This window comes from Nonomuraea sp. NPDC049649 (assembly GCF_040675175.1).
Lineage (GTDB): Bacteria > Actinomycetota > Actinomycetes > Streptosporangiales > Streptosporangiaceae > Nonomuraea.
The window spans coordinates 652,934-678,376 of sequence record NZ_JBFAOH010000001.1 but is presented as its reverse complement, the minus strand read 5'-3'; the positions used below and the strand labels follow the sequence as shown (position 1 = coordinate 678,376).

27 protein-coding genes and 2 rRNA genes are annotated in these 25,443 nt (G+C 71.4%); 17 read left to right on the top strand and 12 right to left on the bottom strand.

The window, feature by feature from the left end; all coding sequences use genetic code 11:
• Positions 1–88 (top strand): 23S ribosomal RNA (locus AB0J42_RS03235); the annotation flags it as partial.
• 87 nt (positions 89–175) lie between these two features.
• Positions 176–292: ribosomal RNA gene (gene rrf, locus AB0J42_RS03230) — 5S ribosomal RNA — on the top strand.
• A 182-nt stretch (positions 293–474) separates the two neighbouring features.
• Here the strand turns inward: rrf and AB0J42_RS03225 are convergent.
• Complete coding sequence (locus AB0J42_RS03225; RefSeq protein ID WP_364288144.1) at positions 475–927, bottom strand: Lrp/AsnC family transcriptional regulator; 453 nt, start codon at positions 925–927, stop codon at positions 475–477.
• A 127-nt stretch (positions 928–1,054) separates the two neighbouring features.
• On the opposite strand from AB0J42_RS03225, the gene AB0J42_RS03220 reads away from it, so the two are divergent.
• From AB0J42_RS03220 to AB0J42_RS03210, 3 genes are all read left to right on the top strand, one after another.
• Positions 1,055–1,951, top strand: coding sequence for a phenylalanine 4-monooxygenase (locus AB0J42_RS03220; RefSeq protein ID WP_364288141.1), 897 nt, complete (start codon positions 1,055–1,057; stop codon positions 1,949–1,951).
• A 127-nt stretch (positions 1,952–2,078) separates the two neighbouring features.
• Positions 2,079–2,561, top strand: coding sequence for a low molecular weight protein-tyrosine-phosphatase (locus AB0J42_RS03215; protein ID WP_364288138.1), 483 nt, complete (start codon positions 2,079–2,081; stop codon positions 2,559–2,561).
• Entirely contained in the window at positions 2,548–3,333 is a 786-nt protein-coding gene (locus AB0J42_RS03210) for a fructosamine kinase family protein (protein WP_364288135.1), read from the top strand. The genes AB0J42_RS03215 and AB0J42_RS03210 overlap by 14 nt, the downstream gene beginning before the upstream one ends.
• Here AB0J42_RS03210 and hisN read toward each other — a convergent pair.
• Positions 3,330–4,112 carry a histidinol-phosphatase gene (gene hisN, locus AB0J42_RS03205; protein ID WP_364288132.1) on the bottom strand — a complete coding sequence of 261 codons (783 nt, stop codon included), beginning with the start codon at positions 4,110–4,112 and terminating at the stop codon, positions 3,330–3,332. The genes AB0J42_RS03210 and hisN overlap by 4 nt on opposite strands.
• A 99-nt stretch (positions 4,113–4,211) precedes the next feature.
• Here hisN and AB0J42_RS03200 point away from each other — a divergent pair, with 99 nt between their 5' ends.
• Complete coding sequence (locus AB0J42_RS03200) at positions 4,212–4,655, top strand: DUF4442 domain-containing protein (RefSeq protein WP_364288129.1); 444 nt, start codon at positions 4,212–4,214, stop codon at positions 4,653–4,655.
• A 110-nt stretch (positions 4,656–4,765) separates the two neighbouring features.
• Here AB0J42_RS03200 and rsgA read toward each other — a convergent pair whose 3' ends face one another.
• Together rsgA and aroA are read right to left on the bottom strand one after the other, a co-directional pair.
• Positions 4,766–5,779: a ribosome small subunit-dependent GTPase A gene (gene rsgA, locus AB0J42_RS03195; RefSeq protein WP_364288210.1), complete on the bottom strand. Its 1,014-nt coding sequence runs from the start codon at positions 5,777–5,779 to the stop codon at positions 4,766–4,768.
• A 79-nt stretch (positions 5,780–5,858) separates the two neighbouring features.
• Positions 5,859–7,148: a 3-phosphoshikimate 1-carboxyvinyltransferase gene (gene aroA / locus AB0J42_RS03190; RefSeq protein WP_364288126.1), complete on the bottom strand. Its 1,290-nt coding sequence runs from the start codon at positions 7,146–7,148 to the stop codon at positions 5,859–5,861.
• 79 nt (positions 7,149–7,227) lie between these two features.
• Here aroA and AB0J42_RS03185 point away from each other — a divergent pair, with 79 nt between their 5' ends.
• Both AB0J42_RS03185 and AB0J42_RS03180 read left to right on the top strand, forming a co-directional pair.
• Positions 7,228–7,974 (top strand): SOS response-associated peptidase, encoded by a 747-nt coding sequence (locus AB0J42_RS03185; RefSeq protein WP_364288123.1) that lies wholly within the window; start codon positions 7,228–7,230, stop codon positions 7,972–7,974.
• 206 nt (positions 7,975–8,180) lie between these two features.
• Positions 8,181–8,513, top strand: coding sequence for a TraR/DksA C4-type zinc finger protein (locus tag AB0J42_RS03180; RefSeq protein WP_364288120.1), 333 nt, complete (start codon positions 8,181–8,183; stop codon positions 8,511–8,513).
• A gap of 1 nt (position 8,514) precedes the next feature.
• Here the strand turns inward: AB0J42_RS03180 and AB0J42_RS03175 are convergent, their stop codons facing one another.
• Positions 8,515–9,252, bottom strand: coding sequence for a methyltransferase domain-containing protein (locus AB0J42_RS03175; RefSeq protein ID WP_364288117.1), 738 nt, complete (start codon positions 9,250–9,252; stop codon positions 8,515–8,517).
• Between the two features lie 122 nt (positions 9,253–9,374).
• Between AB0J42_RS03175 and AB0J42_RS03170 the strand changes: the two genes are divergently transcribed.
• From AB0J42_RS03170 to AB0J42_RS03140, 7 genes are all read left to right on the top strand, one after another.
• Positions 9,375–10,091, top strand: coding sequence for a sigma-70 family RNA polymerase sigma factor (locus AB0J42_RS03170; protein WP_364288114.1), 717 nt, complete (start codon positions 9,375–9,377; stop codon positions 10,089–10,091).
• Entirely contained in the window at positions 10,088–10,354 is a 267-nt protein-coding gene (gene rsrA, locus AB0J42_RS03165) for a mycothiol system anti-sigma-R factor (protein ID WP_364288111.1), read from the top strand. Before AB0J42_RS03170 ends, rsrA begins: the two co-directional genes overlap by 4 nt.
• 9 nt (positions 10,355–10,363) lie before the next feature.
• On the top strand, positions 10,364–11,302 hold the full coding sequence (locus AB0J42_RS03160; RefSeq protein WP_364288108.1) for an NAD-dependent epimerase/dehydratase family protein: 939 nt from the start codon (positions 10,364–10,366) through the stop codon (positions 11,300–11,302).
• Positions 11,303–11,527: 225 nt separating this feature from the next.
• Complete coding sequence (locus AB0J42_RS03155; RefSeq protein WP_364288105.1) at positions 11,528–12,883, top strand: HD-GYP domain-containing protein; 1,356 nt, start codon at positions 11,528–11,530, stop codon at positions 12,881–12,883.
• Positions 12,880–14,139 (top strand): HD domain-containing phosphohydrolase, encoded by a 1,260-nt coding sequence (locus AB0J42_RS03150; RefSeq protein WP_364288102.1) that lies wholly within the window; start codon positions 12,880–12,882, stop codon positions 14,137–14,139. The genes AB0J42_RS03155 and AB0J42_RS03150 overlap by 4 nt, the downstream gene beginning before the upstream one ends.
• A 133-nt stretch (positions 14,140–14,272) precedes the next feature.
• Positions 14,273–15,640 carry a biotin carboxylase N-terminal domain-containing protein gene (locus AB0J42_RS03145; RefSeq protein WP_364288099.1) on the top strand — a complete coding sequence of 456 codons (1,368 nt, stop codon included), beginning with the start codon at positions 14,273–14,275 and terminating at the stop codon, positions 15,638–15,640.
• Positions 15,641–15,673: 33 nt separating this feature from the next.
• Positions 15,674–15,886, top strand: a complete 213-nt coding sequence (locus AB0J42_RS03140; RefSeq protein ID WP_364288096.1) for a biotin/lipoyl-binding carrier protein — start codon at positions 15,674–15,676, stop codon at positions 15,884–15,886.
• Here the strand turns inward: AB0J42_RS03140 and AB0J42_RS03135 are convergent.
• The gene (locus tag AB0J42_RS03135) at positions 15,876–16,256 is read right to left on the bottom strand and encodes a thioesterase family protein (protein WP_364288093.1); all 381 of its coding nucleotides are present in this window, start codon (positions 16,254–16,256) and stop codon (positions 15,876–15,878) included. The genes AB0J42_RS03140 and AB0J42_RS03135 overlap by 11 nt on opposite strands.
• 245 nt (positions 16,257–16,501) lie before the next feature.
• Between AB0J42_RS03135 and AB0J42_RS03130 the strand changes: the two genes are divergently transcribed.
• Positions 16,502–18,133, top strand: a complete 1,632-nt coding sequence (locus AB0J42_RS03130; protein WP_364288090.1) for a serine/threonine protein kinase — start codon at positions 16,502–16,504, stop codon at positions 18,131–18,133.
• 4 nt (positions 18,134–18,137) lie between these two features.
• Here the strand turns inward: AB0J42_RS03130 and AB0J42_RS03125 are convergent, their stop codons facing one another.
• The 4 genes from AB0J42_RS03125 to AB0J42_RS03110 all read right to left on the bottom strand — a co-directional run bounded on the left by AB0J42_RS03125 (position 18,138) and on the right by AB0J42_RS03110 (position 21,994).
• Positions 18,138–19,784, bottom strand: a complete 1,647-nt coding sequence (locus AB0J42_RS03125; RefSeq protein WP_364288087.1) for an acetolactate synthase — start codon at positions 19,782–19,784, stop codon at positions 18,138–18,140.
• 40 nt (positions 19,785–19,824) lie between these two features.
• A complete protein-coding gene (locus AB0J42_RS03120; protein ID WP_364288084.1) occupies positions 19,825–20,412 on the bottom strand; it encodes an XRE family transcriptional regulator in 588 nt (195 codons plus the stop codon).
• A 37-nt stretch (positions 20,413–20,449) separates the two neighbouring features.
• Positions 20,450–21,166, bottom strand: coding sequence for a dethiobiotin synthase (bioD, locus tag AB0J42_RS03115; protein ID WP_364288081.1), 717 nt, complete (start codon positions 21,164–21,166; stop codon positions 20,450–20,452).
• Positions 21,167–21,262: 96 nt separating this feature from the next.
• On the bottom strand, positions 21,263–21,994 hold the full coding sequence (locus tag AB0J42_RS03110) for a GntR family transcriptional regulator (protein WP_364288078.1): 732 nt from the start codon (positions 21,992–21,994) through the stop codon (positions 21,263–21,265).
• Positions 21,995–22,290: 296 nt separating this feature from the next.
• Here AB0J42_RS03110 and AB0J42_RS03105 point away from each other — a divergent pair, with 296 nt between their 5' ends.
• Entirely contained in the window at positions 22,291–23,760 is a 1,470-nt protein-coding gene (locus tag AB0J42_RS03105) for a histidine kinase N-terminal domain-containing protein (protein ID WP_364288075.1), read from the top strand.
• Positions 23,761–23,892: 132 nt separating this feature from the next.
• On the opposite strand, the gene AB0J42_RS03100 is transcribed toward AB0J42_RS03105, so the two are convergent.
• Both AB0J42_RS03100 and AB0J42_RS03095 read right to left on the bottom strand, forming a co-directional pair.
• Positions 23,893–24,150, bottom strand: coding sequence for a WhiB family transcriptional regulator (locus AB0J42_RS03100; protein WP_364288072.1), 258 nt, complete (start codon positions 24,148–24,150; stop codon positions 23,893–23,895).
• 280 nt (positions 24,151–24,430) lie between these two features.
• Positions 24,431–25,396 (bottom strand): diacylglycerol kinase family protein, encoded by a 966-nt coding sequence (locus AB0J42_RS03095; RefSeq protein ID WP_364288069.1) that lies wholly within the window; start codon positions 25,394–25,396, stop codon positions 24,431–24,433.
• Positions 25,397–25,443 lie beyond the last annotated feature (47 nt).

The window sequence follows — 25,443 nt, the reverse complement described above, 5'->3', positions numbered from 1 at the left end:
CCCATAGATGATGGGGTTGATAGGCCGGGTGTGGAAGCGCGGTAACGTGTGGAGCTGACCGGTACTAATAGGCCGAGGACTTGACCACAAAGCAGCCTGTTGTGGGTTTTTGCTCGCGTCCATTATGCGATTCTGAGACAGCAAGCACTGTGTGTGTTTGTGTGTTTCGTAGTGTTTCGGTGGTTATGGCGGGAAGGAAACACCCGGTTACATTCCGAACCCGGAAGTTAAGCTTCTCTGCGCCGATGGTACTGCACTCGGGAGGGTGTGGGAGAGTAGGTCGCCGCCGGACAATCTTTGATATGGGAAAGGGCCTTGACGGTTACGTCGGGGCCCTTTCTTGTTTTATGTGCAGGGCCCTGGGACGGTAGTCTCGGGGCCTTGCTTGTTTGTTTTGGAGGGTTCTGGGGTTGTTACCTCAGGGCCTTTCTGCAGCTCAGGAGTGTCCTACCTCAGAAAGGCTCCCGAAGCGGATCAGCGGTCCAGAAGCAAGGGCTCGATCCGATATGGGATCTGGGTGGACAGGGCGATCGTGGTGTCGGTGCGCTGTACCGCCGGTGAGGTGAGAATGTCGGCGATGATGTCCTGCAGGTGTTCGGTCGTCCGGGCCACCACCCGGCAGAGCAGGTCGTGCTGGCCGCTGGTGCCGTGTACCTCCAGGATCTGCGGCACGGCCCGCAACGTCGCCACCGCTTCGGCGAGGCGCCCCTGGGCGATCTGCAGCCAGACGAACGCCAGGATCGGGTAGCCGGCGCGGGCCGGGACGACGGTCGGCCCGAAGTCCTCGATCACGCCGCTCGCCGTCAGCTTGTCGAGGCGGGCCTGGACGGTGCCGCGCGCGACCCCGAGCCGGCGGGCCAGTTCGGTCAGCCCGATGCGGGGATGGGCGCGCATGGTCACGAGTAGGCGGGCGTCCAGGTCGTCCATGGCGGTCCCTCTTCCGACTGTGCGATTCGACCAGAAGAATCATGAAATAGCGGGCGAAACCTAGCGTATCGCGCAGCAAAACTGGCCGCTCTTGTCAGATAACCGGAGCCTTGCTGTCATCTTTGGCATGTTCGAGGAAGCGCAGTATTTCGCCCCGATCTCCACCCAGGACGACGGGTCGGTAGTGGTCGAGCTTGCCGAGTCCCACCCCGGGTTCGCTGACTCCGTGTACCGGGCCCGCCGCAACGCGATCGCCGCCCTGGCCATCGGCTACGAGCGCGGCACGCCGATCCCGGTGGCCGAGTACACCGAGCAGGAGCACGAGGTCTGGGCGCTGGTCAGCCGCGAGCTGGCCATCAAGCACCGCAAGTACGCCACCGCCGAGTACCTCGACGCCACCGCCCGGCTCGGCCTGCCCGCGGACCGCATCCCGCAGCTGCAGGAGGTCGGCGAGCTGCTGCAGCCGCTGACCGGCTTCCGCTACCTGCCCGCCGCGGGGCTGGTGCCGCTCCGCGAGTTCTACGGCGTGCTGGCGGACGGATACTTCCACTCCACCCAGTACATCCGCCACCATTCCGTGCCGTTCTACACCCCGGAGCCGGACGTCGTCCACGAGGTCATCGGGCACGCCAACGCGCTCGCCGGCGACCGGTACGCGGCGCTCTACCGGCTGGCGGGTGAGGCGGCGCGGCGGGTCGAGAGCGAGGAGGCGCTGGAGTTCGTCTCCAAGGTGTTCTGGTTCACGCTGGAGTTCGGCGTGATGCACGAGGGCGGCGAGCTCAAGGCCTACGGTGCAGGGATTCTCTCCTCGTACGGGGAGATCGAGGAGTTCCGCGGCATGGACATCCGGCCGCTGGACGTGGCCGCGATGGGAACCACCCACTACGACATCACCAAATATCAGGACGTGCTGTTCGCGGCCGACTCCCTCGCCCACCTGGAGGACGTCGTCGGCGGCTTCTGGGCCACCTGCGACGACGACTCCATCGCGCGCCTGATGGCGGAACGACCTCAGCACGCCTAGCGACGAGCCTGGAACGCCTTCCACAGAGCCCCGGGCAGCCGAGAGCCCGCGCCGCACGGATCGCAACCCAGGCCAACCGGAAGCCCCGGGCGGTGGCGGGCCGTCGGATCGGGGCCATGATGGAGCTATGAGTTCTCTGACCTACCGTGTGTGCGTCGTGTGCATGGGCAACATCTGCCGCTCCCCGATGGCCGAGGTCGTGCTCCGCAAGGTGCTGGCCGATCATGGGCTGGGCGATCGGGTGATCGTGGAGAGCGCCGGCACCGGCGGGTGGCACGCGGGTGGGCCGATGGACGAGCGGGCGATGCGGGCGCTGGCCACCAGCGGTTACGACGGGTCCGGTCACGTGGCCCGGCAGTTCACCGCCGACTGGTTCGACCGCTATGACCTCGTGCTGGCCATGGACCGCGACAACCGCGCGTTCCTCAGCCGGATGGCGCCCTCCGGCGTGGAGGTGCGGCTGTTCCGCTCCTTCGACCCGCAGGCGCCCGCCGGCGCGGAGGTGCCCGACCCGTACTACGGCGGCGAGGAGGGGTTCACGGAGGTGCTCGCGCTGGTCGAGGCCGCCTCCCAGGGCATCGCCAAGCACATCGCCGATGAGATCGGTTGAGGATCTCGGCACGTCACACGGATGGCGGCTGCAGCGGGGCGTGCTAGAGGACGGGCGCGTGGTGTTCGCCAAGACGGGCGCCGTCTCGCCGCTGTTCGCCTCGGAGGCGGCCGGGCTGCGGTGGCTGGGCGAGGTGATCGACGTGCCCGAGGTGATCGAGGCGGGCGAGGACCGGCTGGTCCTGTCGTGGGTGGACGAGGAGCCGCCGTCCGCCGCCGCGGCCGAGCGTTTCGGCCGCGCTCTCGCCCGCATGCACCGCGCCGGAGCCGACGCCTTCGGCGCGCCCTGGCCGGGCTTCATCGCCGAGCTGCCGATGGACAACGCGCCCGCGGAAGACTGGCCGGAGTTCTACGCGAAGCGGCGGGTGCTGCCGTTCGCCCGGCAGGCCCGGCTGCCCTCCCGCGACCTGGCGCTCATCGACCGGGCGGTGGCGCGCTTCGCCGAGGTCGCCGGGGAGCCGGAGCCGCCCGCGCGCATCCACGGCGACCTGTGGAGCGGCAACCTGCTCTGGTCCGGCGGCCGGGTCGTGCTCATCGACCCCGCGGCCCACGGCGGCCACCGGGAGACCGACCTGGCCATGCTCGCCCTGTTCGGCGCCCCGTACCTGGATCGGATCCTGGGCGCGTACCAGGAGGAGTGGCCGCTCGCGGACGGCTGGCGCGAGCGGGTCCCGCTGCACCAGCTCCACCCGCTGCTCGTGCACGTGGTGCTGTTCGGCGGCGCGTACCACGGCGGCCTGATGGACGCCGTGGCCCGGGTGCTGGCGCTCTAGGAGTTCAGCCGCCTGATGACCTCGTCGTGCAGGAGGCCGTTCGTGCACACCAGGCTGCCGCCCTCCAGGCCGGGCGCGCCCGAGATGTCGGTCCAGCGCCCGCCGGCCTCCTCCACGATGACAGTGAGCGCCGCCATGTCCCACGGCGACAGCTCCGGCTCGGCGGACAGGTCCACCGACCCTTCGGCGACCATCATGTGCGACCAGAAGTCCCCGTACGCGCGAGTACGCCAGCAGGCGCGGCCCAGGTCCAGGAAGCCGCCCAGCATGCCCCGCTCCTCCCAGCCGCCGAAGCTGGAGTAGGAGAAGGACGCGTCCTCCAGGCTCGCGACGGACGACACGCGCATGGCGCTCGCCTTCGTGAGGCTCTTGCCGGTCCAGGCGCCGCCGCCGGTCGCCGCCCACCAGCGCCGGCCCAGGGCCGGAGCCGACACCAGGCCGACCACGACCTTGCCGTGCTCCATGAGCGCGATCAGCGTCGCCCAGACGGGGACGCCGCGCACGAAGTTCTTGGTGCCGTCGATGGGGTCGATGATCCACGACCTGTCGCCCCAGCCGGTGTTGCCGAACTCTTCACCTACCACCGCGTCGCGCGGCCTGGCACGGCGCAGCGTGCCGCGGATCGCCTCCTCGACGGCCCGGTCGGCGTCGCTGACCGGGGTGAGGTCCGGCTTGGTCTCGACCTTGAGGTCGACGGCCTTGAACCGCCGCATCGTCAGGTCGTCGGCGGTGTCCGCCATGACGTGGGCGAGACGGAGGTCATCGTGGTATCCCTGCACGTTGTGTCACGTTACCGTGCTCCCCGTGCGTAACAGCAGTCACCCGTACGGGAATTTCTGGTAAGTCCGCTTCCGGTTACTCGCTAGTAGCATGCTGGTATGTCTCTCGACGTCGGCGATCTGCTGCTTCAGACGGTGCCTTTCGCCCGCACCCTCGGCATCACCTTCGACTCCGCCGCGGACGGGCACGCCGTCTGCCGCCTGCCGGACCGGGCCGACCTGCACAACCATGTGGGCGGTCCGCACGCGGGCGCCCTGTTCACCCTGGCCGAGTCGGCGTCCGGGGCGGCCATGCTCACGGCCTTCGGCGACCAGCTCGACCGGGCCGTCCCCCTGGCCACCGCCGCCGCCGTCCGCTATCTCAAGCTCGCCAAGGGCGAGATCACGGCGTCGGCGCGGCTGCTCGCCTCCCGCGAGGACGTGGTGGGGCGGCTCGACGCGGGGGAGCGGCCGGAGTTCGATGTCGAGGTCGAGGTACGGAACGAGGAAGGCACAGTCGTGGCCGCCCTCACGGTCTCCTGGACCCTGCGCCCCTCCCGCTGACCGGTCTGTTCCTCAACCCCGGCATCTCCGACCTTCACCACACGGCATGTAGACGGTTCCTAAGGGGTTCACTCCGGCTTGGGGGGTTGACTCCGGCTCAGGACGCCTGCTCACGGGGCGTCGTCGAGGGCGCCTTCACGGCTGGCCAGCAGGCGGCGGAGCGACTCCAGGCGGGCCGGGTCGGCGTGACCGGCGGCCACCCAGGCGTCCAGGGCGCAGCCGTCCGTCAGGTGCGTGCAGCCCTTGGGACACTCGACCGACCCCTCCACCAGGTCGGGGAAGCCCGCCAGCACCGTCTCCGCCGAGACGTGGGCCAGCCCGAAGCTGCGCACCCCAGGTGTGTCGATGATCCACCCGCCCTCCGGCAGCTCCAGCGCGACGGCCGAGGTCGAGGTGTGGCGACCCCGTCCGGTGACCGCGTTGACGTTGGCGACGGCCCGGTTCGCGTCGGGGACGAGCGCGTTGACCAGCGTCGACTTGCCCACCCCTGAGTGGCCGACCAGCACGCTGACGCGCCCCTTGAGATGGCTGTGCAGCTCGTCCAGGGAGCCGCCCCGGTGGACGACGACGTGCGGCACCCCCAGCGGCGCGTACAGGTCCACCAGCTCGTCGGGCGGCGCCAGGTCGGACTTGGTCAGGCAGAGCAGCGCGTCTATCCCCGCGTCGTACGCCGCCACCAGCATCCGGTCGATCATCCGCGGCCGGGGCGGCGGATCTGCCAGCGCCGTCACGATGACGAGCTGGTCGGCGTTGGCCACCACGGGACGCTCGATGCCGTCGGTGTCGTCGGTGTCGTCGGCCGAGCGCCGCAGCATGGACGTGCGCGGCTCCACCCGCACCACCCTGGCGAGGGTGTCGGGCCGGCCGGAGACGTCGCCCACGAGCGCCACCCGGTCGCCCACCACGATGCCCTTGCGGCCCAGCTCGCGTGCCTTCATGGCGACCACCAGGCGGCGCTGCTTCTTGCGCCTGCCCTCCACCAGCGCGGTGTAGCGGCCCCGGTCGACCGCCACCACGAAGCCCTGCACCGCGTCCTCGTGGGCAGGGCGGATCCGGGTCCGCGGCCTGGAGCCCCTGCCCGGCCTGACCCGTACGTCGTCTTCGTCGTACTCCCGTCTTCTCAGCGATCCACTCCCATGACCTCGCTGTCTTGTCCGGAGGGCCCGCCTACCCGGCGACGGACGGCGCATCCACGCACGCTGATCACCGGTCGCCCAGCATGGCGGCCCACATGCCGGGGAACTCCGGCAACGTCTTACCCGTCGTCGCGATGTTCTCCACCTGCACGCCGGGGACCGCGAGGCCGATGACCGCGCCCGCGGTGGCCATGCGGTGGTCGTCGTAGCTGTGGAAGAGGCCGCCGCGCAGCGGGCGCGGGCGGATGACCAGCCCGTCGGCGGTCTCCTCGGCGTCGCCGCCGAGCCGGTTGATCTCGGTGACCAGGGCGGCGAGCCGGTTGGTCTCGTGGCCGCGCAGGTGGGCGACCCCGCGGATGCGGCTCGGCGAACCGGCCAGCGCGGCCAGCGCGGCGATGGTCGGGGTCAGCTCGCCCACGTCGCGCAGGTCGGCGTCGATCCCCGTGATCTCGCCCGTACCGCTCACCACGAGGTCGGCGACCTCCCCGGAGGAGGACTCCAGGCGCACGTCGGCGCCCATCCGGGCGAGCAGGCCGCGCAGCTCGTCGCCCGCCTGGGTGGTCTCCAGCGGCCAGCCGGGGACCGTGACGGTGCCGCCGGTGACGAGGGCGGCGGCCAGGAACGGGGCCGCGTTCGACAGGTCGGGCTCCACCACCCACTCGCGGGCGGCGATCGGGCCCGGCTCGACGACCCACAGGTCGGGCCGGCTGTCGTCAACCTCGACGCCCGCGCTGCGGAGCATGTGGACGGTCATCCGGATGTGCGGCTGCGAGGGCACCGGCGGGCCGGCGTGGCGGACCGCGACCCCCTTCTCGAACCGGGCGGCGGCCAGCAGCAGCCCCGACACGAACTGCGACGAGGCCGAGGCGTCGACCGTCACCTCGCCGCCGGTGAGCGGCCCCTGGATGGTGAAGGGCAGCGCGTCGCCGTCGACCCGCGCGCCGAGCGCGCGCAGCGCGTCGAGGATCGGGCCCATCGGCCGCTTGCGGGCGTGCGGGTCGCCGTCGAACGTCACCGGGCCGTCGGCGAGCGCGGCCACCGGGGGCACGAAGCGCATGACCGTGCCGGCCAGCCCGGCGTCGATGTGCGCGCCGCCGCGGATCGGCCCCGGCGTGACCGCGTAGTCGACGGAGGAGGCCGTGGCGGCGGACTCGGTGAGCGTGGCGCCGAGGGCGCGCAGCGCGGCCGCCATCAGGTCGGCGTCGCGGCCGCGCAGCGCGCGCCGTACGACGCCGGGACCGTCGGCGAGCGCGGCGAGCACCAGCGCCCGGTTGGTGACCGACTTCGAGCCGGGCAGCGAGACGGTCGCCGTGACGGGCGTGTCGGCGTGCGGAGCGGGCCAGTGGACGTCAGACATGGTAAAAGCCTACTGGCCCGGCGCGCTGACCCGGGAACTCGTACATGCGAGCGAATGTCGTACGTGGCAGTGTGGAGGCATGTGCGGGAGATACGCGTCGGCGCGGAGCAAGCACCAGCTCCTGGAGGAGTTCCAGGTGGAGCAGGACGCCGACCCTGACAAGGAGCTCGGCGCCGACTACAACGTGGCGCCGACCAAGAACGTCTACGCCGTCCTGAGCCGCGTGCCCGCGGAGGCTCAGCGGGCGGTGCGGCAGCTCCGGGTGGTCAAGTGGGGGCTGGTGCCGCCCTGGGCCAAGGACCCGTCCATCGGTTCGCGGATGATCAACGCGAGGGCCGAGACGCTGGCGGAGAAGCCGTCCTACCGGCGCGCGTTCGCCAAGCGGCGCTGCCTGCTGCCCGCCGACGGCTACTTCGAGTGGATGCCGGTCGAGGGCGACAAGAAGAAGAAACAGCCGTACTTCATCCACCCGGCCGACGGCGGGGTGCTGGCGATGGCGGGCCTGTACGAGTTCTGGAAGGACCCGGGCCGGGCCGACGACGACCCGCTGAAGTGGCTGGTCACCTGCACGGTGATCACCACCGACGCGGAGGACGAGCTGGGCCACATCCACGACCGGATGCCGATGATGATCGAGCGGGACCGGTGGGAAGAGTGGCTCGACCCGCAGGTCACCGACACCGGGCAGGCGCAGCGGCTGCTGGTCCCGGCCCAGCCGGGCAGGCTGACCGCCTATCCGGTCAGCACCGACGTCAACAACGTCAGGAACAACGGCCCGGGCCTCATCGAACCGCTGGCGGAGGAGGGGGAGGGCGCCCTCTTCTGAGGCGGCACGCCACCCTCAGCGAGCCGCTGGTCGCGGAGGGGAGGGGGCCCGCTCCTGAAAAGGTGTAAGGAGTGCGGGAAGTGGGCATCCGGTGAGGAAAGCCTGGCATCAGTGTCACGGCTTGCCAAATGCCCCAAAATCGCACCGCGCGGGATTCGGGGAGCTCCCGCCGCGGGTTGCCCTCACTTTCCCGGAGGTGCGGATCCGTGGACGTCGCGACCGCTCGTGAGCGACTGGAAGAGATGCTCGCCGAACTCGATCGGTCGATCGGGGTGCTGAAGGGCGGCCCGGTCTCGGTCGGGGAGTACTCGGCCGCCGACGCGGGGTCCGACCTGACCGACTCCGACAGTGCCAGGGCGATGCTCAACCTGGCCACCACGCAGCGCAGCGCCGTGCTCGCCGCGCTTAAAAGGCTGGACGAAGGCACCTACGGGCAGTGCGTCGACTGCGGCGGGAAAGTGCCGGAAGGCAGGCTCGAGGCCCGCCCCGAGGCGTCCCGCTGCGTGCAGTGCCAGTCCAAGCGCGAGCGCAGGCGTTAGCTCACCGCTTGCGGGCGCTGGCCACCAGGTGGATGCCGACCGTGTCGTCGTCGTCCGGATGCGCCTCCAGCTCGGTGCGGACGAGGTAGGACAGGGTCCGGGTGTCGGAGCCGAGCACGTGGTCGACCGTCGAGGGCGACAGCACCGTGCGCGGGCGCACCCACTCGACCTCCAGCCCGGCGCCCGTCAGCAGCTCGCGCAGCTGCGTGCTGCTGAAGCAGCGCGTGATGCTGCCGTCGGGCCACGGCACCAGCATGACCTCGCCGGTCTGCCGCAGGTGCTGCCACTGGCCCTGCTCGGCCAGGATCGCCATGCCCAGCACCAGCGAGTCGACGCACACCAGGGCGCGCCCGCCGGGCTTGAGCACGCGGGCCACGTCGCTCATCGCCGACTCGGCCATCAGCTCGATCGACAGCGCCCGTTCCTCGGCGACCACCGCGTCGACGCTCTCGTCCGGCAGGAAGGACAGGTCGTCGGCGCGCACGTGGCGGACCAGCCCCGCCTCCCGCAGCCGGACGGCCTCGGAGGTCCGGCGGAAGTCGAGCACCTCGATCACCCGGTGGCCCGCCCGGGCGGCCTGGCTGGACCACCGGCCGCGGCCGCCGGACAGGTCGAGGACGACGGAGGGATCGGCGGGGAGCCATCTGCTGAGCTGTTCGGCGACTACGGCGTGGTAAAAGGTCCAGTACGGCCCCAGCGTTCCTGAGCCGTTGAGTTCCTCGGCCGGAATGGGCAGCACGCGCGACTCCTGGGTTCCGGAAAATGGCTACCAGCCGGTGCGTATGGTTTTCCCCGCACCGGGTTGTTCGTCACCTTCTATCTTGGGGGAACAGACGAGCACACGGGCGTGTTGCGAGGAGCATGCTCACATTGCTCAGCGTCGTCCCCGCCGACCAGGAGGTCGCCGGCGAGCGGGTATCCTCCCCTGAGTACGGTGTCCCGCCAGAGCAGGTCACCGGTGATCATAGGGGGGTGGGTCCGGTGCCCGCGACAGGAGCGGAGACTCTGGAGCAGCGGGGTGAGCGGTTCGAGCGTGACGTCATGCCCTACCTCGAACAGCTCTATTCGGCCGCGCTCCGCATGACTCGAAACCCGGCCGACGCCGAGGACCTGCTGCAGGAGACCTTCGCCAAGGCGTTCGCCTCCTTCCACCAGTTCCAGCAGGGCACCAACCTCAAGGCGTGGCTCTACCGGATTCTCACCAACACCTTCATCAACAGTTACCGCAAGAAGCAGCGCGAGCCCAAGCAGTCCCACGCCGAGGAGATCGAGGACTGGCAGCTCGCGCGGGCCGAGTCGCACACCTCCAGCGGGCTGAAGTCCGCCGAGGTGGAGGCGCTCGATCGGCTTCCCGACAGCGACGTCAAGGACGCCCTTGCGGCGCTGCCCGAGGATTTCAGGATCGCCGTCTACCTCGCCGACGTCGAGGGTTTCCCGTACAAGGAGATCGCCGAGATCATGGGCACTCCGATCGGCACCGTGATGTCGCGGCTCCACCGTGGGCGAAGGCAGTTGCGCGGTCTGCTGGAGGATTATGCTCGTGAGCGGGGCCTGGTCCCGACGGAGGGATCGAAATGAGCTGTGGCAAGCCGCATGAGACCGACTGTCGCGAGGTGCTCGACAGGGTCTACGAGTACCTCGACGGCGAGCTGACCGCCGACGACGTCGCCGCCATCCGCGTGCATCTCGACGAGTGCGGTCCTTGCCTGGAGGAGTACGACCTCGACCAGGCCATCAAGCAGCTCGTCGCCAAGAAGTGCGGCTGCGATCCGGTCCCCGGCGATCTGCGTGACAAGGTTCTGGCGCGCATCGCACGAGTGAGAGCCGAGCTGGCCGACTAGGATCTCCCCATGCGCGTGCTTGTCACCGGGGGTGCCGGGTTCATCGGGTCCAATCTCGTCGACCGCCTGCTCGCAGAGGGGCACGAGGTCGCCGTCGTCGACGACCTGTCGTCGGGGAGCCGCGACAACCTGGAGGAGGCCACCGGGACGGGCCGGCTCCGGCTGCACGAGCTCGACATCCGCGACCCCGCCCTGACCGCCCTCGCCGCCGAGCTGCGCCCCGAGGTCGTCTGCCATCTCGCCGCGCAGATCAGCGTGCGCAAGAGCGTCGCCGACCCGGTGCTCGACGCCCACACCAACGTCGTCGGCACCGCAGCCGTGCTGAACGCCGCCCGGGAGGGCGGCGCGCGCAAGGTGGTCTTCGCCTCGTCCGTCGCCGTCTACGGCAGGCCGCAGACCATCCCCGTGCCGGGCGACGCCCCGACCGACCCGCGCTCCCCGTACGCCGCCTCCAAGCTCAGCGGCGAGACCTACCTGCACGCCTTCCGCGGGCTGTACGGGATGGAGTACACCTCGCTCGTGCTGTCCAACGTCTACGGCCCGCGCCAGTCGCCCGAGGGCGAGGCGGGCGTGGTGTCGATCTTCACCGACGCGCTGCTCTCCGGCACTCCGACGATCGTCTACGGCGACGGCACGCAGACCCGCGACTACGTCTACGTCGAGGACGTCGTCGAGGGCTTCGTCCGGGCGTGCGGGTCCGAAGGCGACGGCCGCCGGTTCAACCTCGGCACCGGCATCCAGACCACCGACCGCAGGCTCCACTCGCTGATCGCCGACGCGGTCGGCGCGCCCGACAAGCCGGGCTTCGCGCCGCCGCGCCCCGGCGACCTGCCCGCGATGGCCGTCGACCCGGTGCCCGCCTACGAGGGCCTGGGCTGGGAGCCTCGCGTCGACTTGTCCACCGGCATCAAGCTGACGGTGGAGTGGGCCAGAAATCGCCGCAGGTAGTTGTTCGATTACGCTTTGCTTGCGATTCACGACTCGGGCGGTTTGCGGGCGCAGGCTTCTGTAGCGTGAGTCCCACCAATCGACGTGGAGGCGAGCGCATGTTGAAACGACTGATCGCCAGGCTGTTCACGGCCGCCGTGCTCATCACTCCCGTGGTCGCGGTCCTGGCGGGCGGCGCCGCGCCGCCCGGGGTTTCCTGGACCTGAACGCGCGTTGGGGGCCGCAATGCGTGAACTGCCGTGGCCCGCGAGGGTCTACCTGGTCGCCCTGATCGGCGCGGTGGCCGGGCTCATCGGGTGGGGCGCCGCCGAGCCGGGGGGTCCCGCCGTGGCGGGCAATCTCGACGTCCTGCTCGTGCTCATGCTCCTGTTCCTGGTGTGCGAGTCGATGCCGACGCTGCTCACCGTGGAGCACTTCGCGGTCTCGGTCAGCTTCTCGGCCGCGCTGGCCGCCGTCGTGCTGATCGGGCCCGAGGGCGCGGCGCTGGTGGGGCTGACCGCCGTGCTGAGCGTCCGCCCCGGGCTGCCGTTCGTCAAACGGGTCTTCAACGGCGCGCAGTTCGCCATCTGCGGCTACGCCGCCGGGTTCGTCTACGTCTGGCTGGGCGGCGCGATCGGCGTGCCCGAGGTCAACGAGTTCGACGACCTCATCGGGCCGTACGTGGCCGCGACCGCGGTGTTCGTGCCCCTCAACATCCTGCTCACGCTCACCATGGTCCGGCTGGCCAACCGCGGCAGGCCGGTCGACCTGCCGCTGCGCGGGCTGACCCAGTTCCTGCTGTCGTACTTCGGCTACGCCACCTTCGGGCTTCTCGTGGCGGGCCTGTGGGCGACCATCCAGTCGATCTCGGCGGTGCTGGTGCTGGTGCCGCTCTTCGTGGCCCGCTGGGCGTTCGGCCAGTACCACGCGCAGCAGCGCTCGTACGACGCGACCATCGCGGCCCTGTGCCAGGCGGTGGAGACCAAGGACTACTACACCCGGGGCCACTGCACCCGGGTCTCGCTCGCGTCCGGGATGATCGCCGAGGAGATCGGCATGGGGGTGGAGCGGACCCGGGCCATCCGCTACGCGGGCATGCTCCACGACGTGGGCAAGCTCGGCGTGCCGACCAAGGTGCTGCAGAAGGACGGGCCGCTCACCGAGGACGAGATTGCCGCGATCCAGCTCCACCCGATGCGCGGGCTGGAGATCGTGCAGGGCATCGACTTCCTCGACGAGGCGTTCGCCGGGATCATGCACCACCACGAGCGCCAGGACGGCAAGGGCTACCCGATGGGGCTGGCCGGCGACGAGATCCCGGAGTTCGCCCGGATCATCGCGGTGGCCGACGCGTTCGACTCGATGACCTCCGACCGCTCCTACCGCGGCGCCCGGCCGGTCAGCGTGGCCGTGGAGGAGTTGCACAAGGGGGCCGGCACCCAGTTCGACCCGGTCATGGTGGCCGCGTTCGTGCGGGCGCTGGAGCGCGAGCCGTGGCAGCCGCCGCGCCGCGTCGACCCGCCGCCGCCCGACGCCGCCGAGACCGCCGCCAAGGACCACGACGACCCCACCGCTCCCATCGAAGTGGTGAGCGGGCAGTGACCCGTGGGCTGCGGCGGTTCCGCACGGGCCAGCTGCTGCTGATCGCCGCGGCGGGCGCGGTCGCCGTCGCGGGCCTGGCGCACGTCTCGGCCGCCGGGCTCGACCGGCCGGAGATCGCCCTCGGGTTCGGCGCGCTGATCGCGGCCGGGGAGCTGGCCAGGCTCACCATGCCGGGCAACCGGGAGGTGGCGCCCATCGGGGCCGCCGCCGCGCTCGGCTACACGCTCCTGCTCGACATCAGCCAGCAGCAGCTGCGCCACTCCGCGCTCCAGGTGGTCGCCGTGATCGCGGCCGGCATGGTCGCGGGCGCGCTGCCCCACCTGGCGGTCGGCCGGCCGCCCCGGCTCGACGCGATGGCCCGCCGGCTGCTCACCGGCGCGCTGCTGGCCTTCGCCTACCGGCCGCTCGCCGACCCGCTCTACCAGCTCACCCGCGAGGAACACGGCACCTGGTGGCCGGCGCTCGGCGTGATGGTGGCGCTGATCGGCGTGATGCTGCTGGCCGACGTGCTGATAGCGGCCATGCTCAGAGCCGAGCAGGTGCGCACCGCGTTCCGGGTGGCGGTCCGCGACGAGCTCAACGTGGCCTTCCCGCTGAGCGCCGCGGTGGCCTCCTCGGGGGTGCTGCTGGCGCTCGCCACGCACAGCATGGACCTGGTGGCGCTGCTCGTCTTCGCGGCCCCGCTGCTGGTCACCCAGGTCGCCTTCCGCAAGTACGCGGGGATCCGCGCCACCTACCTGCAGACCGTGCGCGCCCTGTCCAGGGTCACCGAGGTCGGCGGCTACGTCGAGCCGGGCCACTCGCGCCGGGTGAGCCGCCTGGCCGTCGCCGTCGGCAGGGAGCTGGGCATGGCCGAGCCGGAGCTGCTGGAGCTGGAGTACGCCGCGCTGATGCACGACATCGGCCAGCTCTCGCTGCGCGACCCCATCCCCGGCGGCGCCACCGTGCTGGCCGAGCCCGACCAGGCCCGGCGCATCGCCGAGCTGGGCGCCGAGGTGATCAGGCAGACGGGCGTGCTCGACCGGGTCGCCGACCTGGTGAGCCGGCAGTGCGACCCGGTGAGCGAGGATCCGCCGCTGGCCAGCCGCATCATCAAGGTCGCCAACGCCTACGACGACCTGCTGGGCGGGTCGACCGACCGCGACCGGGCGGGCGCCGCGCTGGAGCGGCTGCGGCTGGGCGCGGGCGTCGCCTACGACGCCGACGCGGTGGAGGCGCTGGCCCGGGTGGCGGACCGCCCCCTGCTGCGGCTGTAGGGGTCACGCAGCGGGACGGGCGGCGCGCGGGCCCGCCGGCGCCCGCAATTGTAGGAAACCTACAGATCCGGTTGTCCGGATCGGTGGTGTCGGGGGAAAGGGTCGGCGGTGGCCTGAGCCGTAGGGTTGCTGCGTGCTGATTGAGTCGCTGGGGCCTGTGTTGGTCGCCAACCGGGGAGAGATCGCCCGCCGGATCGTCCGTACGGTCAAGAGGCTGGGGCTGCGGGCCGTCGCGGTCCACTCGGAGGCGGACGCGGGGCTGCCGTTCGTGCGTGAGGCCGACGAGGCGGTCCTGATCGGCCCGGCGCCGCCCGCGCAGAGCTATCTCGACCCGGCCAAGGTGCTGGAGGCGGCCCGGGCGACCGGGGCGCGGGCGATCCACCCGGGTTACGGGTTCCTGGCGGAGAACGCCGCGTTCGCGCGGGCCGTGATCGACGCCGGGCTCGTCTGGGTGGGGCCGTCGCCCGAGGCGATCGAGCGGATGGGCGACAAGATCAACGCGCGTAACCTGATGGAGGCGGCCGGGGTGCCGGTCGCGGCGGGCACCCGCGAGCCCGTCACCGACCTCGAGGCGGCGCTGGAGGCCGCCGGGCGCATCGGCTACCCGGTGATGGTCAAGACCGCCGGAGGCGGCGGCGGGATCGGCATGAGCGTCGCCCGTGACGAGCGGGAGCTGGCGAAGGCGTTCGAGCAGGCGTCCCGGGCGGCCGCGCGGTTCTCGGGCGACGCCCTGGCGGGCCCGGCCATCCTGCTGGAGCGCTACATCGAGCGGGCCCGCCACGTCGAGGTGCAGATCCTCGGCCTGCCCGGCGGCGAGGTCGTGGCGCTGGGCGAGCGCGACTGCTCGGTGCAGCGCCGCCACCAGAAGGTGGTGGAGGAGTCGCCGTCCCCCGGCCTCACCCCCGATCTGCGCGAGCGGATGCTCGCGGCGGCCGTGCGCGCCGGTGAGGCGGTCGGCTATCTCGGCGCCGGCACGGTCGAGTGCCTGGTCGACGCCGACGCGCAGGACTTCGTCTTTCTGGAGATGAACACCCGGCTGCAGGTGGAGCACCCGGTCACCGAGCTGGTCACCGGGCTCGACCTGGTGGAGCTGCAGCTGCGGGTCGCCGCGGGGGAGAGCCCCGAGGTGGCGCCCGCGACCTCGGGTCACGCGATCGAGTTCCGCGTCTACGCCGAGGACCCCAAGCGCTTCTTCCCCGGGCCCGGCGCGATCACCGCCTGGGAGGAGCCCGCGGGCGACGGGGTGCGGGTCGACTCCGGCTACGCCGCCGGCGACGTGGTGACCCCGTTCTACGACCCGCTGATGGCCAAGCTGTGCGTGCACGCCCCGACCCGTACGGAAGCGCTGGAGCGGGCGCGCAAGGCGGTGGCCGGCTTCACGGTCGAGGGCCCCAAGAGCAACCTGGCGTTCTGCGCGGAGCTGCTGGAGCACGATGAGTTCGTCAGCGGTGGCTACGACACCGGCCTGGTGGCGCGGATGCGCGGCGGCAAGCCCGCATGACATTGTTGGATCATTTCGTAGAGGGGAGTGGCGGTGGCTGAGGTCCGTGCCGAGATGGTGGCGAACGTGTGGAAGGTGGTCGTCCAGGAGGGCGACACCGTCTCCGACGGCGACACGCTGGTCATCCTGGAGTCGATGAAGATGGAGATCCCGGTGCTCGCCGAGGACGACGGCGTGGTGACCACGCTGAAGGTGGCCGAGGGCGACGTGATCCAGGAAGGCGACCTGATCGCCGTCATCGAGTGACGCGCGCCATGAACCTGTCGCGGTCGACCACCACCCGCTCGATCGTGCCGCGGCCGACGACCGCGTCCCGGTCGCGGGCGGTGAAACCGAAGACCAGCCGCCTGCCGTCGACCTCGGTCAGCTCGACGGCGATCTCGACGTGCGTGCCGATCGGGCTGGCGGCCAGGTGTTCGAGCTCGACCCGGGTGCCGACGGAGGTCTGTCCCGGCTCCAGCCGGTCGAGGACGGCCCGTACGGTCGCCTGCTCGGCGAGCGCGAGCAGGCGCGGCGTGGCCAGCACCGGCACGTCGCCGCTGCCGATCTTCGGCGCGGTGTCCTCCACCTCTACCATGATCGTCAACTGTGCGCGGAGACCTGGAGCGAGCGTCATGCGTCCCAGCCTAGTAGTGACGTCCGGGCATGGTGATCTGGTGGAAAACCGGGACAAGCGCCACCCTGGGCGCACAGGATAGGGTTTGTACGGCTTGTGGCTTTTGTGTGGCAGGTGAGATGAGTGAGCCGTACACTCTCGAAGTTCCGTGACCTCTGTGTTACCTCACCGCGACACAAGTTCGCTTTGTTGGAGGACCCTGGGGTGGGCGAGGTTCGCGAGGCAGAGGGGTAGCGGGGGAAGTCATGGTGGCCCAAGGGACGACGCTGGCCGGGCGGTATCGTCTGGATACCCGCATCGGCGCAGGCGGCATGGGCGAGGTCTGGCGCGGCGAGGACACGGTCCTCGCGCGGACCGTCGCCGTCAAGGTGCTGCTCCCCGGCCGCATGCAGGATCCCGGCTTCCTGGCCCGCTTCCAGGCCGAGGCCCGGGCGATGGCGACGATCAACCATCCCGGGGTCGTCGACGTCTACGACTACGGCGTCAGCGGCGACACCGTCTACCTGGTGATGAAGTTCGTCGACGGGGAGCCGCTCGACCGGCTGCTCTCCCGGCTGGGCCGCATCGCCCCGCAGCCGGCCATGGAGCTCATCGCGCAGGCCGCGCTCGCTCTGCAGGCCGTCCACGACCAGGGCATCGTCCACCGCGACGTCAAGCCGGGCAACCTGCTCGTGCAGCGCGACGGCACGCTCGTCATCACCGACTTCGGCATCGCCAGGTCCGACGTGGGCAACCGGCTCACCGACGCCGGCATGGTGCTCGGCACCGCCGCCTACTGCGCGCCCGAGCAGGCCGAGGGCGCCCCGGTGACGCCCGCCGTCGACATCTACGCGCTCGGCGTGGTCGCCTACGAGTGCCTGGCGGGCCAGCGGCCGTTCGACGGCGACAGCCCCGTCACGATCGCGCTCAAGCACATCCGGGAGGCGCCTCCGCCGCTGCCCCCCGACATTCCGGGGCCGGTGCGCGCGCTGGTGGAGCAGGCGCTGTCCAAGGACCCGGCGCGGCGCTTCCCGAACGCCCGGACGATGGGCGAGACCGCGCGCATGATCGCCGCGGGCGCCCCGCCGCCGCCTGCCGTCCAGCCGGTCCAGCCGGTCATGCCGACGACCGGTGCGACCATGGCCCCGCCCGTGGCGGCCTACCAGACCGGCGCCTATCAGGCGGGCGGCTATCAGACCGGCGCTGTGCAGGCCGCGGAGGCCACCACGGAGGCCGGGCCGCGGCAGGGCCGCCGAGCCCCCAAGACGCCCCGCAGAGGCGGTCTGGTGGCCGCCCTGGCCGCCGCGCTGGTGGTCGGCGCGGGCGCGGGCGCGGTCGCGCTGAGCAACATGAGCGGGGAGACCCCGGTGCCCAGCGAGACCCTCGCGATGGATCCGACCCCGACGGAGGCGCCCACTGAGGAGCCGCCGCCGACCAAGAGCCAGCCGTCGACGCCTGTCGAGCGGCCGTCCGAGAAGTCCACGTCCGAGAATCGGGTCCGCCCGGTGGAGAGGCCGACGACACGCGAGGCGACGAAGCCGACGGTGTCTCCTACTCCCACGGCCACCCCTACGGCCACCTCCAGCCCGTCGCCGTCCAAGTCGCCGACTCCCACTCCGACGCCGTCTCCCAAGAAGCCGGTGCCTTACGTGGTCGACCTGCCCTACCCGCAGGCGAAGGCCATGCTGCATCAGGTCGGGTTCAAGGTCGACGCCGACGACCAGACCCACGGCAAGGTGAAGGAAGAGTGCCTGAAGGTCGCGCAGAGCTGGCCGGACGGCGGCGTGGAGCTCACGGTGGGCCGGGTGGTCAAGGTCGTCCTGATCGAGATCGAGTCCTGCGGCCAGCCCACCCCGAGCGCCACGATCACGCCCGACCCCAACAGGCCCAAGCAGTAGCCGCTCAGATCCCCGTGGTGTTGCGCGGGTAGGCGATCTCCGGGTCGGTGGCGATGTTGACCAGATACGGGATGCCCGAGTCGAACGCGCGGCGCAGCGCCGGCCCGATCTCCGACGGGTGGGTGACCAGCTCGCCGCCGCCGCCCAGCGCCGTCACCACCTGGTCGTAGCGGCACTCCGGCTGGAGGTCGGCGGCCACGTCGTAGCCGTAGAGCAGCTGCATCGGGTGCTTCTCCAGCCCCCAGATGCCGTTGTTGCCGCAGATCATGACGACCGGCAGGCGGTGGCGCACCAGCGTGTCCACGTCCATCAGCGAGAAGCCGGCGGCGCCGTCGCCGAGCAGCAGCACCACCTGCGACGACGGGCGGGCCAGGCGGGCGGCGATGGCGTAGCCGAGCCCGGTGCCGAGGCAGCCGTACGGGCCGGGGTCGAGCCAGTTGCCCGGCTGCTTGGGCTCGACGTACTTGCCGGCGTAGGAGACGAAGTCGCCGCCGTCGCCGATGACCACCGCGTCGTCGGCGAGCACCTTGGCCAGCTCGCCGTAGACGCGCATGGGGTGGATCGGGTCGGCGTCGGAGGCCAGCAGCTCGGCGTCGCCCGCGATGGCGGCCGAGGCGGCCTCGGAGAGCGTGGACAGCCAGCCGGCGTACCGGGACGGCTTGACGCCCGCCTCGCCGCAGGCGTCGCCCAGGCTCCACAGCACCACCGACAGGTCGCCGGCGGCGGAGGCGGCGGGCGGCATGTGGGTGGTCAGGTGGGACGGCGCGTCGGCGATGTGCACCACCCGGGCCAGCGGCGCGCCGTCCTTGCCGCCGAACCAGCCGTAGCCGAGCCGGAAGTCGAGCGGGGTGCCGATCACGATGACCAGGTCGGCCTTGGCGAACGCCTGCCCGCGGGCGCGGGTGACGAGCAGTTCGTGACCGGCCGGGAGGATGCCGCGGCCCTGGCCGTTGGGGATGACCGGCAGCCGCCACGCCTCGGCGAAGTCGCGGGCGGCCTCCTCGGCCCGGTCCATCCACACGTCGGACCCGTACACCAGGACCGGGCGCTCGGCCTCGGCGAGCAGGCGGGCGATGGCGCGCAGGTCGTCGGGGTCGGGCTCCAGCGGGGAGGGCGTCTGCGTCCGCGGCTCGTGTACGGGCGACGGCGAGAACAGGTGGTCCATGTAGAAGTCGAGGAAGACCGGCCCCCGGTGCGGCGCCACGGCCGTGCGGAACGCCATCTCGACGTCCTGGCCGACCGAGTCGGGGCCGGAGGAGGTGAACGCCAGCTTGGTGATCGGGGACAGCAGCGGCGGGTGGTCCATCTCCTGGAGGGCGCCGCTGCCCCAGCGGGAGTGGGGGGCCCGCCCGCCCATGACGACCACCGGCGAGCCGTTGAAGTGGGCCGTGGCGACGCCGCTGACGCCGTTGGTGATGCCGGGGCCCGCCGTCAGCACCGCCAGGCCGGGCTTCCTCGTCAGGCGGGCGGTGGCCTCCGCGGCGAACACCGCGCTCTGTTCGTGGCGTACGTCGAGGATGCGCATGCCCTCGTGCTGGGCGCCGTCGTAGAGGGGGAAGACGTGCGCCCCCGAGAGGGTGAACATGGTCTCGACGCCATAGGCCTTGGACACGGCGACGGCGGCGTCACCGGCGTGCTTCGCAGACTCCATGCCCGGGAACTTACCAATGAGTCACTTAGGTAAACAGTGGTCAATGCTCGCGGGAGCGCGGCCGGGCGCGGATGTGCATGCGCTCGCCCTGCCTGCCGAAGAGGCTGAGGATCTCGACGGGCTGCTGCTCGTCGGCGGAGCCGAACCAGTGCGGCAGCCGGGTGTCGAACTCGGCCGCCTCCCCGGCCTTCAGCGTCAGGTCGCGCCCGGCCAGGACCAGGCGCAGCCGCCCGGACAGCACGTAGAGCCATTCGTAGCCCTCGTGGGTCTGCGGGTCGGGCGTGTCGCCCCGGGACGGGATGATCATTTTGTAGGCCTGCAGCGGGCCCGGCTGGCGGGTCAGCGGCAGCACGGTCATGCCGTTCAGCTGCCGGGGCGTGGGCCGGATGCGCGGGTCGCCCACCTCGGGCGCGCCCACCAGCTCCTGCAGCGGCACCTGGTAGGCCTGGGCGATGGGCAGCAGCAGCTCCAGGGTGGGCCGCCGCTGGCCCGACTCCAGGCGCGACAGGGTGCTGGTGGAGATGCCGGTCGTCTCGGCCAGCCCGGTCAGGGTCAGGCCGTGCTCGGCGCGCAGCCGCTTCAGCCGGGGGCCGACCTGGGCCAGCACCTCCTCGATCGGTTCCGCCATGACCACTCCCGCAAACGTCTTTGCCGACCCGGCAAGTCTAGACGCGGAACGAGGCCCGGAACGCCGCCGGATCGAAGGCGCCCCCCAGCGTCACCGCCAGCCCGCGCCGCGCCACGGCCTCGAAGGCGTCCGGGTCGAGCCGCTCCGCGCCCTCCGGGATCGCGCCCGCGAGCGGCCGGGCCGCCAGCATCTCCAGATCGGCCACGTTGCTCCGCGCGGTCAGGCCCGGCTCGTCCGGCCACCTGCCGATCACCACCCCGGCCAGGTCCAGCCCCCGGTGCGCGAGCGCCTCCAGGGTCAGCGCCGTGTGGTTGACCGCCGCGTACCCGGCCTTGGTCACCACGAGCACCTGCGCGCCGAGCAGCCGCGCCAGGTCGGCGATCGTCGCGCCGTCCTCGTCGTAGCGCACCAGCAGCCCGCCCGAGCCCTCCACGATCACCAGGCGGGTGCTCTCGGCCAGCTCCCGGATCCGCAGCGCGGCCCGCGGCAGCGACACCGGCGCCACCCCGGCCGCCCGCGCGGCCGCGGCCGGTGACAGCGGCTGCTCGAACCTGGCCAGCTCGAACGTGGTCTGCACCCCCGACAGCCGGATGACCTCGTCCATGTCGCCGCGCTCGCCCGGGGCCACTCCGCACTGGGCGGGCTTGACCACGGCCACGCTCGCCCCGCGGGACCGCGCCAGCGCGGCCAGGGCGGCGCCCACCACCGTCTTGCCGGCTCCGGTGTCGGTCCCGGTCACCACGAGCACGCTCATCTCCCCAAGCGTACTCACGGTGACCGCGCCGCCACCTCTCTGACCAGGTCAGGGACGGCGCAGGCAGGTGACCGTGCTGCCACCGTCCTGAGCAGGTCAGGGGCGGCGGAGGCGGGTGACGAACTTGTAGCGGTCGCCGCGGTAGAGGGACTGCGCCCACTCCACAGGGTTGCCGTCGGCGTCGAAGGCGTGGCGGGTGAGCAGCAGCATGGGCAGGCCGACGTCCACGCCGAGCAGCTTCGCGTCGTACGGGGTCGCCAGCACCGTCTCGATGATCTCCTCGGCGTCGGTCGGCCGCACGCTGTAGGCGTTGTGCAGCGTCTCGTACAGCGAGGGATGGGCCTCCAGCTCGCGGCGCAGGCGCGGGAAGCGCCGCGCGGACAGGTGGGTGGTGTCGATCGAGACCGGCTCGCCGTTGGCGAGCCGCAGGCGGTGGATGCGGAGCACCCGGCCGCCCGGGTTGATCGCCAGCCGCCGCGCCAGCGCCTCGTCGGCGGTGATGTAGCCCATCTCCAGGATCTTCGTGTCGGGCTCCAGCCCGGCCGTGCGCAGGTCTCCGATGTACGAGGTGAGCTGGAGCACCTGGGCCACCTTGGGCTGCGCGACGAACGTGCCCTTGCCCTGGATGCGCAGCAGCCGTCCCTCCACCACCAGCTCGGTCAGGGCCTGCCTGACCGTGGTGCGGGAGGTCTCGAAACGCACCGCGAGCGTCCGCTCGGGCGGCAGTGCGGTGCCCGGCTGGAGCGTCTTGGTGAGCTCGAGCAGGGCCCGCTTCACGTCGTAGTACTTCGGTACGCGAGGGCTGTCGTCCGAAACGCCGTCTGTCACGCTCTCACCTTCACTTCTGCCACGGCGGTGAGGGCGTGTCTGATCACCGCTGGATCATGGGAACCCAGATCTGCCCTCACGGTCAACCGCGTGCGAGGGCAACGTGCCGGTGTCCCGGCTCCCTGCTCCGCGCAGACCCGCTCACCTGCCCTGCCGCGCGCCCGTACAGGCAGCTCAGGCTGATGGTGAAGGATATCCACAGCCGGGGGCGGGGTGGCAACCGGGTTCATATCCGCCCGTGTCCTCCCCAGAGCGCCGGTTTGGCTGTTGAGCGAGAAACCGCGCATGATGCAACCGTGCCGACTCTCAGCGACCTCGTCGCCCGTCACACCGCGCTCGACGAGGCGGACCTCGACTGGCTCCACTCGCTGGTCTCCGACTGGCAGCTGCTGGCTGACCTGTCGTTCGCCGACCTCATCCTGTGGGCGCCGCTGCTGGGCGAGGAGGGCTGGATCGCGATCGCGCAGATGCGCCCGACCACCGGCCCCACCGTCTACCACGACGACGTCGTCGGCAGCGTCGTGGCCAAGGGTGAGCGCCCGCTGATCGACACCGCCTGGGACGAGCGGCGCATCTGCCGCGAGGGCGACCCCGACTGGTCGACGGGCGTCCCGGTGCGCGAGGAGACCATACCGGTGCGGCGGGCCGTCCCCGGCGGCCAGGCGCGCTTCCTGGCGGTCATCCAGCGCTCCACCAACCTGTCGTCGGCTCGCACCCCGTCCCGGCTGGAGCTGACCTACCTGCAGAGCGCCTCCGACCTCGCGCAGATGGTGGCGGAGGGCCGCTTCCCGTTCTCCGGCGACGAGCCCATCCTGGTGCGCTCGCCGCGCGTCGGCGACGGCCTGCTCCGGCTCGACCGGGCGGGCCGGGTCACGTACGCGTCCCCCAACGCGCTCTCGGCCTACCGGCGGCTCGGCCTCCACGCCGACCTGGTCGGCGCCGAGCTGGGCCGGGTCACCGCCACGCTCTGTTACTCCGACGAGCCGATCAACGAAGACCTGATGATCGTGGCGAGCGGGCGGGCCGCCAAGGAGACCGAGGTCGAGTCGGGCGGCACGATCGTGCAGCTCCGCGCGATCCCGCTGATCGTCGGCGGCGGCCGCATCGGCGCGCTGGTGCTCATCCGCGACGTGACCGAGCTGCGCCGGCGCGAGCGCGAGCTGATGACCAAGGACGCCACCATCCGCGAGATCCATCATCGCGTCAAGAACAATCTGCAGACCGTGGCCGCCCTGCTCAGGCTGCAGGCCCGGCGGCTGCAGGTGCCCGAGGGCCGGGAGGCCCTGGAGGAGGCGGTGCGGCGCGTGGGCTCCATAGCGATCGTGCACGAGACCCTTTCCCATGCGCCGGAGGAGTTCGTCGACTTCGACGAGATCGCCGACCGTGTGATCGCGATGGCGGGGGAGGTGTCGGCGCCGGAGGCGGACGTGACGCCGCGCCGGCTGGGAGCCTTCGGCGTGCTGCCCTCGCTCATCGCCACCCCGCTCGCGATGGCCCTGACCGAGCTGCTGCAGAACGCTCTCCAGCACGGCCGGCCGAAGCGGCTGCAGGTGGTGGTGGAGTCGGAGCCAGGGCGGCTGGACGTGGTCGTCTGGGACGACGGCCGGGGCCTGCCCGAGGGGTTCGACCTCGACAGCTCCACCAGTCTCGGGTTGCAGATCGTCCGCACCCTCGTGGAGGGGGAGCTGTCGGGCAAGCTCGCGATCAGCCCGCGTGACGGCGGCGGCACCGAGGCCGCGCTCTCCATCCCGCTTCCCGCCGGATGACCCCCTACAAGCCTGGACGCCGCGCCCCTTCGATCAGGGACGCGGCGTGGTCCTGGCTGACACCTCGTCGTGCCAGGCTGGTCGGCTCGTCGTGGTCTTCAGGCGCTTTCCTGCCTTCCGAGTCGGGGACGGTCAGGCGGCGGCGGCTCGGGCACGGGCGCGGGCGGTGCGGCGCTTGAGCGCGCGACGCTCGTCCTCGCTGAGGCCACCCCAGACACCGGCGTCCTGCCCGGACTCCAGGGCCCACTTGAGGCATGCTTCCATGACCGAGCAGGAACGGCAGACCTCCTTGGCTTCCTCGATCTGCATGAGTGCCGGTCCGGTGTTCCCGATGGGGAAGAAGAGCTCGGGGTCCACGTCACGGCAGGCAGCTCGGTGGCGCCAGTCCATGCGTCCACTCCTTAGTAGATGGAGCCTGCGGTCGGCTCCGGTGCGGCTACTACTTTGTGAAGAGTTTCACTAAGGCGTGCGAACAAGGCCCCGGCGTCCTGTCGGGAGCCGGGGTTTGCCCGCGGTGACCGCCGGAGGACCAGGGGGTTCTGGTTAAAGGTCCTACGTTCCGACGTCACTATGAGCTTTTCAGCCACGGAGAGTACACGCAAGAGGGCGAGGTCACACTTTTGGCCGTAATGGCTGTCGTATGCGTCACACCGTTACTGTCCGTAACTATCTAGACCAGAACTTGTAACGCGTTCGGTGTCGAGCGGAACGTCACGGCCTCACGTTCGCCCAAGTAGTCTCCGTCGAGTTGGAACGCCACCGGGCGGCTCGCGGTGAGGGTGAACTCGGCCTCGTCGTGGAGCTGTGTGAGGTGCCGGCCCGACGGGAGGGCGTCACGTTCCGTCAGGATGTGGCGGATCACCGGCAGCAGTGTGAACACGCCCATCCGCCGCAGGCCGAGCAGGTCGAGCCCGGTCTCGAAGCCCGCCCAGGGCGTGGGCGTGACCGGCCGGCCGCCGACGTAGGTCCAGGGCGAGGTGTTGGAGACGATCGCCATGAACAGCCCTCTGACCTCGGGGATGCCGGGGCCAGTCAGCGTGAGCGCCGGGTGGCGTTTGTCGGTGGCCACGTAGTGGCTCAGCGCGGTGTGCACGTACCGCCGGGGCGTGGCCTTGCGGCCGGTGCCGCGCAGGCCCTCCACCGCCCTGACGACTTCGGCGTCGAACCCCAGGCCCGCGCAGAACGTGAAGTAGCGGCTCTCGTCCTCCCACAGCGCCTGGCCCAGCCCCACGGTGCGCCTGCGGCCCTCCCGCAGCGCCTCCAGCACCGCTCCGGTGGCCTCCACGGGGTTGTTCGGCAGGCCCAGGGAGCGGGCGAACACGTTGGCGCTGCCGCCGGGGATGACGACGAGCGCGGGGCGGTGCCGGCTCGGGTCGCCGCCGGGGTGCTCCTGGCCGCCGTTGACCGGGTTCAGCAGGCCGTTCACGGTCTCGTTGATGGTGCCGTCGCCGCCCAGCACGGCCACCACGTCGAAGCCCTTGGCCCGGGCGGTGGCGGCGAGCGTGGCCGCGTGGCCCCGGTAGGCCGTCTCCTCGACGGACAGCTCCACGGCCGCGCCGAGCGCGCGGATCAGCACGTCGCGGGTGCGGGCGTTGGTGGTGGTGGCCTTGGGGTTGACCAGGAGCATCGCGCGCATGAGGCCAGCGTAGCCGCTGATCGATGCCTGACTTGTCGCGAACGTCC